We start from the raw sequence: 9,047 nt of genomic DNA, 5'->3' as shown, positions 1-9,047 counted from the left end.
GACGACGCCGACCCGTATCGACAATCTCAACTCGATCCATAGCCGCACTGTCCTTTTTGACGTCAATAAGGACAGTCAGTGCCAAATCCGACAATTCCTACAAGGCGGCCCACCTCGGATGCGTACGCCTCGTCGCTTATACTCGCGTCTTGGCAATACGCGCGGAGATCGGATCTAGAAAGGTTGCGATCGGGGAGGCTGGCGATCCCATGATTTCCAAGGAGCGCCGCCCACTGCGCCGCGATTGAACCACTCCAGGGCTGGTCGACGGAGGCAAGCGCTTGGAACTGAGCCCAGTGGTGTTCGACGATACGGTCCATAAAGGGAAGCGGTCTTGGTTAAGGGCCAACGTGGTGTTCGAGAAGCGCAGGATGCTTCCGTACTTCCAGTCCGCTCTATGGCCAAGCGTAAATGATGTTTCTAATGAATCTGCTGACTATGGTCTGTAACAGGAATCCGTCTAATCAGGCCAGATCGAATGTCGAAGTATCCATTCTCAAGCCGCGGAGCGTTGCGTTCTAGCCAGGCGTGAGTAGCAGAGCTTCTGAGGATATCCTCAATGGCGTCAAGGGATACACTGCCACTCCCCTCAATGATGTAAAGGTTGTGATTGATCGGCAGGATTCCGGCAGGAAGGCGGATAGGTCGGATCCTTTTGCCAATCCGCGGAATAAGCAGCGCAGGCTTATTCAGCGAGAGAGTAATCGTCTCCGGAGGCATCCACCAGGTAGACCGCTGACCACGTTTAGGCATGCGCCCCAGCTCGCCGCGAAGATGTCCTTGAACCTCGGGAGATGGCTCGATGTCCCGGCGGGTTCGGATAGCGTAACGCGTGGGCGTCCCCAGTTGATCCTTTTCTGGATCCACATCATCGGTATCCACAGCCGGAACCAGCTCGGCTTGCGGGAGGGCAGTAGCCTTGTCGGCATCGAGAACGAAAATGCCGTGCGGCCCAAGCCACGGGGCTATCCGGACTGTTGCGATGTCGCCGAGCACAGGAGTCTCTGCGACCTCTCCGACCACGCCATCAGGCGAAACGGGTGCATCGGTGAGCCGCTGCAGGGCACACTTAGACGGTTGGAGAACGATCTCGACCGGGTGAATTCTAGGCGGCGACCCGCGGCGACGGGATTTTGGCTGGTAAAAACTGGTCGATGCGTCGAGACGAGCCACGTGGGAGATGCCGACCTTCTGCCCGAGGCAGCGCCGGAGATTGGCGGAGGTCTCATTAATGAGCCAACGATCGCTCGAGATACAGCCTATGATGCCATCCTCAGGCATAATTTGGACGCAGCGCTCCAGGAAGGCATGTAGGAGATCGCCTCGCGCGACGTCTGGCAGAACCTGGCGATAGATGGACTTGAAGAATTCCGGGAGATGCCCGAAGCGCATGAAGGGTGGATTGCCGGCGATGAAACGGAAGCAGCCCTCTTTGGGGCCGTCCGTAAGGAAGTCACCTTCATGGATGACGCGTCTTGCCCCCTCCTGCGCTACATCGAGGGTCCATCCCTTGATCTGGAGGTGCCGGACGATCCTCTCGCGACCACTGGCGACGGCGCCCGGGTGGAGTTCCCACCCGTGGACACGCGACAGAGACACAAGGTCGTCTTTCGGTGTACTGAGCCGGGCTAACGCCTGTACGAGGAATGCCCCGTCGCCAGCGCTTGGATCAATTAGCTTACCGTCTGCATCAGGCCATCCTATGCGGTCGAGCAGAACGTCCACGACACTGGTGGTGGTGTAGAGGGCTGTCGCCGCATGGAGGATTTCGATCGCTAACTCCCGCTCGTCCTGCGGGATCAGCATGGGCATATCAAAGGACGACGAAAGCGCGGGTGCAGTCATGATTGTCTATGAAATCCCTGGGAGCGGAAAAGCGTAACGGCGTGTGGAGGGTCACACCACACGCCGCTTGTGAGACGTTTCGCTGCTGGGCTGAAGCCGACTGGAAAGTGCCGGTTAATGCCTGTCAGAGCCCAAAGTCCGGTCCTCGACGCGAGGCATCATAGCCTTTCGGCTTGGTAGGACCAGGATCGCTGACTGTTTCCCGGGCGGCGTTGAGAATATCGCCGAGGGTCGCGCCACCTTGATTCAGGGACGTGGGAGGGGCTTTCTCTGCGATCTGGGCGAAGATGTTGCCTGTGGCCTTCTCAGAGCTCTTATCGAGAGGAGCAAACCTGATATCGACCGTCGCGCGCTTGTCGGTCTGCGGCGGAGTGTCGAAATTCGACAGGTCGACAGCCGTGATGCCGCGGCTGTTATGGAGAAGCACCGTCTGATAGCTCGTCGTGAGCACCTTTCCGGAAATCTGATCGCCGACCTTACCGATTGTAATCGGTGGCTTGCCCATGAGATTGAGAACCTCATTGGTCTCAGATGTTACCCGGCCAAGAACTGGATGGTTGCGGTCAATGAACGCTTGGCGGGACTCCCGGATGAGCGGCGCGAGGTTTGCCGGCATCCCGTGAGCTGCAAGAACGAAAGCGTCCCGGGTATCGCTTGGCATGCGCGATAGAACGCTGAAGTCGAGATCGAGTCCCTTCTCCCGTGTGAACTGATCCATGAAGGTCAGAACGGCGCGGGTATTCCCCTCCCGAAAGGGATGGGCGAGCCAAACCTTCGCAATGTCAACGGCGAACTTGTTGGACTGGGCGTTGTCTGTAAGATCAGTCCACTTAGTACCATTGAGGGACTTAAGGGCCGCGTCGGCGTTGGCCTTAATGTCGTCCGGTGCAGCGTAGTTCGCGCTCCCACCCTTCAGTACGATTTCATTCTTCCAGAGATCAATCGACCGGGGTTTCCCTGCGAAGTCGTAGACGTCCTGGAAGATCCGATGGTGGATTTCGCACAGATGGTCAAAGTCGAACCTTCCTTTGACCGGATCCTTGTGAAGTTGAGCGATCGCTTTCGCCGAGATGATAACTTCTCGGTCGGTGAGAGCTTTTTGATCTTGAAGGCCGAACTTGTTCTTGAGGATGTCGGTCCCAGGATAGACGTAAGGATCCTCCTGGCTCATTTCTGACCTACTCTAAAGCGGTCGAGCGCTGAGAAAACCTCAGTTTGGGTGACCAGACCGGCCTTTTCGACGAGATGAAGAAACTGGTGACGAAGCTCCATCTCGTTACCCGAGCCGCGCATGATCGAGAAGGTCTTCTCATCCTCGGCGGTGGTCATGGCCTTAACGTAGGGAGCCAGCACGTTCTCATCACGAGAGGCCAGGAAGCGCTCGATCAGATCGAGAGCTTCCTGGCGCGTGCGGACGATAGTTTGTTCGGACAAGGAATCTCTCCAAATTTGTCTCGGCTCCAATTCTAGCCGGAAACGGAATGCGAATAACAGCAGGCACGGTGGGAGCCCAAGCTAATGGACCTATCCAAACCGCCATAAAGGGATTTGGCGTTAAAAACGCGCACAGAAATCCTCTTCCCCTTGGAAAACAATCTCAATCTGGCTTTCGCCTGTATCGCTGGATGACGCGGTCGCGCACCTCATGAAGGTCAGTCGTCATGCCTAAGTCGGTAAGGACTGGCTCACGAATTGCCTCTACGTCGAAGTTACCCAAAGGACAGTCGCTCATGGATCCATAGCCAAGGGACAAGTTGATCCACTCGAGAACTTGGCGCCGCGTGGCAGCCACCGGGAGGGCAAACTGGAATCTTGCCTCAACAACGCTGCCAGCAGGCAGTACGGCGTCGAGCTCAGTCCCGCTGTCGGCAATCGGCTTTGCCTCAAGATGAATCGGCTCATTGTTGAACGTTCCGATGATCTTTTTCATGGCTTCCGAACCTTCTTGAGGCACTTGGGGCTTGTTGCTTGGAGAGAGAAATCAGAGCTGCTTGGGATCCCATGCGACCGCTTCAGGTTCGTCCGGCTCGTAGACGTGGGATGTGCCGACGGACACGTCGTGGATCACCATCTGCCCCGTCAAAGCTCGGAAGCCGAACTTCGTCCCACGCTGGCCGAGCGGGCGGAGTTGGTCGTGGTGGGCTGCGAGGGTTTCTTTGCTGCAGGGCCCGTTGGGGAGGCGAGCCCCGGCAATCTGATCAACGGGCTCTCCAGCCCACATGGCGAGGCGGCTGGGATCGGTGATTTCAATGACATAGTGCCTGATGGCGTCGTAGGTGCCAACCTGATGCAACTCCGTAGCTGGAGCTAACATCTTGGCGACGGTCGGATACTTCACAACCATTCTGCCCGCTGCTGAAATGAGGCGCTCGCGGTAACGGGTGAGGTTCACGGCCTTGTTGAGGTTGCCCTCGTAGTAGACAAGGACGCTTTGGCCGTCTTCGGACGGAAGCCCAACGATTGCACTCTTAGGCACAATAAAAGATACGGCAAGAGCGTCCTCAGCCGGCGTGTAGATGAAGAGTTGCATGGAAGTCCTTTAAGCCGGTCTCAGCCGGCCGATCCAGAGAATGCGGGGATGAGTTGCTTGGTGCGCCGGCGCCCCGGAGGCTTCGGCAAAGCGCAGCGAAGATAGAAAAGGGACGTGAGGAGCATCAATGAAAGGGCGTGAGATGCCCCATAGATCGTCAGTGGCTTTCCATGGATCATGTTCATGACAAAGCTGCCGAAGGCCATGGAGAAGCCGATGAAGAAGATGACGCGGGCGAAGCCGTAGGCGATGCGCTGCTTCTGGGCTTCCCGGATGTAACGGTTGGACAAGCCGTCGCTCCAGCCCTGTTCTGCATCCCGGGCGAACCCTTTGAACCAGGTGTAGAGTTGGATGAGGCTCCAGAGCACAGGAAGAAGCAGGAAGTAGCCGGCGATCTTATGCCCATCCATGAAGCTTGTGACGATCAGGGCGATGAAGCTCACCATCGTGCCGAGCGTTGCTTCTCTTAGGATCATCGGAAGCGACACACCGTGCTCCTCCTGAAGGTACGAGGCAGTGCGGTCAGCGAGGGAGATGAGCTTGTCGTCAAGGACCACGGGAGATTCCTCAGATTGCAATCTGCTGGGATTTAACCTGGAGATTGAGAGCTTCTTGGGGTTTTCGCAAACGAAAAGGCCCTATTTGCAATAAGAGCATAGAGCCTTCTCGCTACCGCCAGCGGGTCCTGCGCTGGTGCTTCCAATTTTTCCGGCATTCGGCAGTAAAGACCACAAAGCAGTTGCGGAAGGCGATTGTCCCAGATCCTGATCGGCGTAGAATCCCCCGACGCTCACGTCCATCTGCCCCTCGTGAACTCTCGGAGTTTGTGGATCCGAGTTTGTTGGACTACGATACAGCCCAAGTTAGTTCCCTGCCCACGGACCTGGAGCCTCAACGATGCTTCTCTCCTTGCGCGGCATTTCCTTGATCTTGATGCTTTCGGGGTTTAACGACCCCGCTCTGGCTCAGGCAACAGCCAAGGTTACCCAGCAATGGAAGGAGAAGAACCTCGTCCCATATCACCTTTATGAAAAGGTGCTAGGGCCGCCCGGGTCCGGCATGGCTCGGCTGAAGCTCCCTTTCCCCATGATTGGTGCCTGGGACAAGAATACGCAGATCACATCGATCACGGTTCACAGGAAGGCTCTTCCCTATTTCGAGAAGGCATTCAGCCTTCTTCATCAAAGGGGACTCACCCAAGAGGCGTCGCTTTACGGTGGGAGCTTCAGCGTGCGGAAGATGCGGGGTGGGGATCAATGGACCGCCCATTCATGGGGAGTCGAGATCGATATCGATCCCGAGCATAACAGGCTTTCCTGGGGGCCAGACCGTTTCAAAATGGATCGCCGCGTCGTCGAAGCGTTCGAAGAGGCCGGCTTTTACTGGCGCGGGCATCTCGGATATGACGCGATGAGCTTCTCGCTTTCCCACGAAAGCTTGAAAGAGATCGCAAGGAAGGATGGCATCAGCATAGAGTAATCAGGGAAAGCTCGCGAAGGATCGGTTCGTACTGCCGTTAACGTGCCGCTGAAGCTCGTCGCTGAACGTTGTGCCTGCCTGCATATGGAGCTCGACGCCAATGCCAGATCATCCTCACGTAGTCGTTACGGTGCATGGGATCAGGACTTTCGGTTATTGGCAGGGCCGTCTCGAGCGCATCACGATGGCCGAAAAGCCTGACCTAGTCTTCTACCATTTTACGTACGGCTACTTCTCGATGCTCGCCTTTGTCGTGCCATTTACGCGATGGATACTCGTGCGTCGGTTCGGACGCGAACTCAGGGCCCTTGTCGCGCGCCTGCGTCCTGGAAGGCTCGATCTCGTCGGTCACAGTTTCGGAACTCATCTGATAGGCTGGACGCTGCGCGGCTTGAGGCCTGATGAGAATATCCAAATAGACACCTTAATCTTCGCGGGGAGTGTACTGCGCTCAGGGTTTTTCTGGGCTGACCTTATTCCCGCCCGCGTTTGCCGTGTGATCAATGATTGTGGCACTGGGGATACCGTTCTCCTGGCAAGTCAATTCCTCGTGCCTCTCACCGGCATGGCAGGGCGGACCGGCTTCGTCGGCATGAATGGTCCCGAGTTCACGAACAGGTATTCGACGTTCGGCCACAGTGGATATTTCCAGGATCAAACCGGGAAAGCCACGGACGAATACATGCGACTGCATTGGGTGCCGCTCCTCATGGGGGAGGCCCCCGTCCAACAGTTCGACATGAGGCTCGCTCCGACGGCATGGCGTGGCCTCGGCATCTGGATCACCAACAATTTCGAGCCATTGAAGATCATCTTGATGCTCAGCCCCATCCTGGCTGCTCTCATTTGGGTTGGTGCGCTTTATATTGAGGCCAACGCCGCAAAGGAGCGTATGGAGGCAGTCGTCGATCTCGGCGAGGCAATGAAGTCCAAGGATGGTCTGAGCGACGAGACAGTTTTTCTGCTGGATACTATGCAAAGGGCATTGGAGGTTCCTCTGAGGAAAACATATGTGATCTGGCTTGATGACGATCGGGAAGTGAATGCCCGGGAGCGAAGCGCACTGCGTAAATACGGGCTGTGCTTCTCCCATGTGGAAACGACAGCAGATGCAGTCCGGATGATCGAAGCATCCCCGGACAAAATCTCCCTTGTCATCTCTGACTTTCGACGCGATCGCGATCCGCAGGCTGGCTACGGTTTCCTGGATGAGATCAAACGCAGGAACTTGGCAATTCCGTTCATTTTCTATATCCGGAACTACACTCCCGAACAGGCCGACGAGGCGCGCAGGCGAGGTGCAAGCGCGGAGGTATCCGGCGAGTTCGACTTGACCGATGCCATCCTTAACGTGCTGAACCCCGACAACGTGCCGGCGAGCCGCGCTCAACTAATATGGCAAGAGCTATATGGGTGCAGCCGCTTTTAGAGAGCTGCGAGGCACGCGTAACAGCTACCAGGTGCGTGCTTCCGACCAGCAACTTTGTCCTCAGCACATCATTGCAGGTGCAAGGCGGCGCCATCTCAGAGACTAGCCGGTGTTTTCCCAGCTTGGATCTAGCTCCGGGACATACGTAACCGGTAATTTAGCTCGGATATCAGAAGGAATCGATTCTTCATCGTTGCTGAAGGGTCCCTCAAACTCGAGTGAAGCTTCTCGGACTTCGTAGCCAAAATCACTGACTGTAGTCCAATCAATCCAGTATGAATCCATTCGCCCGTGGAGAGGACGGTCGCAAATCGGCTCGGCGCATTCTTCGCAATGGTTTGCGTAAAAAAGGTACGCCATCCCATAGCCTGGCGCGAATGCTCGAAGTGCTTGGAGGGAAGCCGGATCAATGTCTCGCGCTTGATCCAATACCGAGATGTAGTCATGGCCGTACAGCTTATAAGCATCGGCGGTATGTTGAGCGAACACCGCCACTCGCGTGCTGGATTGGCAATGCTTGCACTGCTTACGTCCGAACACGACGAGATGTTTGTCGGTTGACTTGAGGGAAATGGCCCCCTCCATTCGTGAGTATGCTTTGTAGCACGCGCAAAGCCGAAATGCCATTAGGTTGAAGCGAAAGACTTATCGACTGTAGGCGCTTTGAATTACGAGAGTGTTGAGCATCTGAACACAGAGCGGCTGGGTCTTTTGGAATATCTGCTTCGGGTCAGAGGGAACTTCGCCCGCGATGAGATCCATACACTGAAGGGCCACCGCTTTATCGCGGGCAATGACCATGTACATGATTGAGCTGATCTTGAATTTCATTGTGGCGCGTTCCTCCTCCTGGATTGTATGAGCCCAAACCGCAGGGAAAGTTTCATGCTTGAACTTTCCGAAGTCGACGAGCTTCCCGTTCTCGCCGGCCCATCCGTCGAAGAATTCGGGACCATATTCTGCATCGAGGTCCCTCTGGGTTACCACCGCACCTAGATCCCTGACCTGCAAAGCGATGGTTGTCGTGCCCCTGTCGTTCTCGGACGTCCAGTTCCGAACAATATGGGGCCTTGGGCTCTCCTTGGATCCGAAGCTGCGAGGTACCTGCACCTGGAGCTTTACGCCGAGAGCTTTGCCTGAGCCGTCCGTCGTGTACGTCTGGCGCCAACCGTCAAGAAACTCTGCGGTCGGGCGATCTTCGTATTTTGCGATGAGCATGGGCTTCAGCATCTCATCCGAAATCTCTCCGTCAGCCCGTGCTTGAACAACCTGGAGAAACCGGGAGACGTCGGCTTGGGTAAGGGAGGCCTCCGTGACCACTTTCAGCTGTTCGTGGAGGTTGCGCTGAAACTCGGGAAACTTGTCTTTCAGGGACGAGCGCAGGATATCCTCCAATTTAGAGCGGATATCCCCATACTTCGAGGAGAAGTTCAGCCGAGCGACGATCACATTGCTTTTGAATGTGGGGAATTCCCTCTCGATTTTGTCGAGCGACAGGTTTTGGCCTGTTAGGAAGCCATACGCTCTTCCGAATTCCTTTATGAGCTGCGGGTTGAAGTCTTTGGCCTGCGCCGAGGCAAGGGCAAGGCACGAAACGAGGAAGAGTACTGCAGCTCGCATGGAAAATCCGGTAATTCAGAGCTGGCTCGGGAAATTTGGACAGCGGGATAAGTGGAGTTTCTGCCTGAGAGCAGCCAGAATGGCTGCTGAACAGGAGAGACGATGAGCAAGAGACCCCGCCGGAACCACTCTCCGGCTTTCAAA

General features: G+C 56.1%; 10 protein-coding genes. 2 read left to right on the top strand and 8 right to left on the bottom strand.

The genetic code is table 11. The features are described from left to right. Positions 1 to 420: 420 nt before the first annotated feature. The 6 genes from FS320_RS32665 to FS320_RS32640 all read right to left on the bottom strand — a co-directional run bounded on the left by FS320_RS32665 (position 421) and on the right by FS320_RS32640 (position 4,932). Positions 421 to 1,806: an Eco57I restriction-modification methylase domain-containing protein gene (locus tag FS320_RS32665; RefSeq protein ID WP_244627541.1), complete on the bottom strand. Its 1,386-nt coding sequence runs from the start codon at positions 1,804 to 1,806 to the stop codon at positions 421 to 423. A 163-nt stretch (positions 1,807 to 1,969) separates the two neighbouring features. Beyond that, entirely contained in the window at positions 1,970 to 3,016 is a 1,047-nt protein-coding gene (locus FS320_RS32660) for a Fic/DOC family protein (RefSeq protein WP_152716589.1), read from the bottom strand. Then, positions 3,013 to 3,279: a hypothetical protein gene (locus tag FS320_RS32655; protein ID WP_152716588.1), complete on the bottom strand. Its 267-nt coding sequence runs from the start codon at positions 3,277 to 3,279 to the stop codon at positions 3,013 to 3,015. Before FS320_RS32655 ends, FS320_RS32660 begins: the two co-directional genes overlap by 4 nt. A 163-nt stretch (positions 3,280 to 3,442) precedes the next feature. Then, positions 3,443 to 3,775, bottom strand: coding sequence for a hypothetical protein (locus FS320_RS32650; RefSeq protein ID WP_152716587.1), 333 nt, complete (start codon positions 3,773 to 3,775; stop codon positions 3,443 to 3,445). A gap of 51 nt (positions 3,776 to 3,826) precedes the next feature. Beyond that, positions 3,827 to 4,375: a hypothetical protein gene (locus FS320_RS32645; RefSeq protein ID WP_152716586.1), complete on the bottom strand. Its 549-nt coding sequence runs from the start codon at positions 4,373 to 4,375 to the stop codon at positions 3,827 to 3,829. A gap of 20 nt (positions 4,376 to 4,395) precedes the next feature. Then, complete coding sequence (locus FS320_RS32640; protein ID WP_152716585.1) at positions 4,396 to 4,932, bottom strand: hypothetical protein; 537 nt, start codon at positions 4,930 to 4,932, stop codon at positions 4,396 to 4,398. Between the two features lie 340 nt (positions 4,933 to 5,272). Between FS320_RS32640 and FS320_RS32635 the strand changes: the two genes are divergently transcribed. Together FS320_RS32635 and FS320_RS32630 are read left to right on the top strand one after the other, a co-directional pair. Further along, on the top strand, positions 5,273 to 5,854 hold the full coding sequence (locus FS320_RS32635) for a M15 family metallopeptidase (RefSeq protein ID WP_152716584.1): 582 nt from the start codon (positions 5,273 to 5,275) through the stop codon (positions 5,852 to 5,854). Between the two features lie 184 nt (positions 5,855 to 6,038). Then, complete coding sequence (locus FS320_RS32630) at positions 6,039 to 7,283, top strand: DNA-binding transcriptional response regulator (RefSeq protein ID WP_152716583.1); 1,245 nt, start codon at positions 6,039 to 6,041, stop codon at positions 7,281 to 7,283. Positions 7,284 to 7,385: 102 nt separating this feature from the next. Here FS320_RS32630 and FS320_RS32625 read toward each other — a convergent pair whose 3' ends face one another. Next, entirely contained in the window at positions 7,386 to 7,868 is a 483-nt protein-coding gene (locus tag FS320_RS32625; protein ID WP_152716582.1) for a hypothetical protein, read from the bottom strand. A gap of 60 nt (positions 7,869 to 7,928) precedes the next feature. Beyond that, on the bottom strand, positions 7,929 to 8,903 hold the full coding sequence (locus tag FS320_RS32620) for a hypothetical protein (RefSeq protein WP_152716581.1): 975 nt from the start codon (positions 8,901 to 8,903) through the stop codon (positions 7,929 to 7,931). Positions 8,904 to 9,047: the final 144 nt, after the last annotated feature.

The sequence above is a fragment of the Microvirga tunisiensis genome, assembly GCF_009296175.1.
Taxonomy (GTDB): domain Bacteria; phylum Pseudomonadota; class Alphaproteobacteria; order Rhizobiales; family Beijerinckiaceae; genus Microvirga; species Microvirga tunisiensis.
Note: the sequence above shows the minus strand (reverse complement) of the source record. Positions and strands in the feature narration are given on the sequence as shown.

Coding starts and splice junctions, on each gene's coding strand:
- FS320_RS32620 (WP_152716581.1), bottom strand. CDS start 8,903: ATGCGAGCTGCAGTACTCTTCCTCGTTTCGTGCCTTGCCCTTGCCTCG.
- FS320_RS32625 (WP_152716582.1), bottom strand. CDS start 7,868: ATGGAGGGGGCCATTTCCCTCAAGTCAACCGACAAACATCTCGTCGTG.
- FS320_RS32665 (WP_244627541.1), bottom strand. CDS start 1,806: ATGCTGATCCCGCAGGACGAGCGGGAGTTAGCGATCGAAATCCTCCAT.
- FS320_RS32660 (WP_152716589.1), bottom strand. CDS start 3,016: ATGAGCCAGGAGGATCCTTACGTCTATCCTGGGACCGACATCCTCAAG.
- FS320_RS32645 (WP_152716586.1), bottom strand. CDS start 4,375: ATGCAACTCTTCATCTACACGCCGGCTGAGGACGCTCTTGCCGTATCT.
- FS320_RS32635 (WP_152716584.1), top strand. CDS start 5,273: ATGCTTCTCTCCTTGCGCGGCATTTCCTTGATCTTGATGCTTTCGGGG.
- FS320_RS32630 (WP_152716583.1), top strand. CDS start 6,039: ATGGCCGAAAAGCCTGACCTAGTCTTCTACCATTTTACGTACGGCTAC.
- FS320_RS32650 (WP_152716587.1), bottom strand. CDS start 3,775: ATGAAAAAGATCATCGGAACGTTCAACAATGAGCCGATTCATCTTGAG.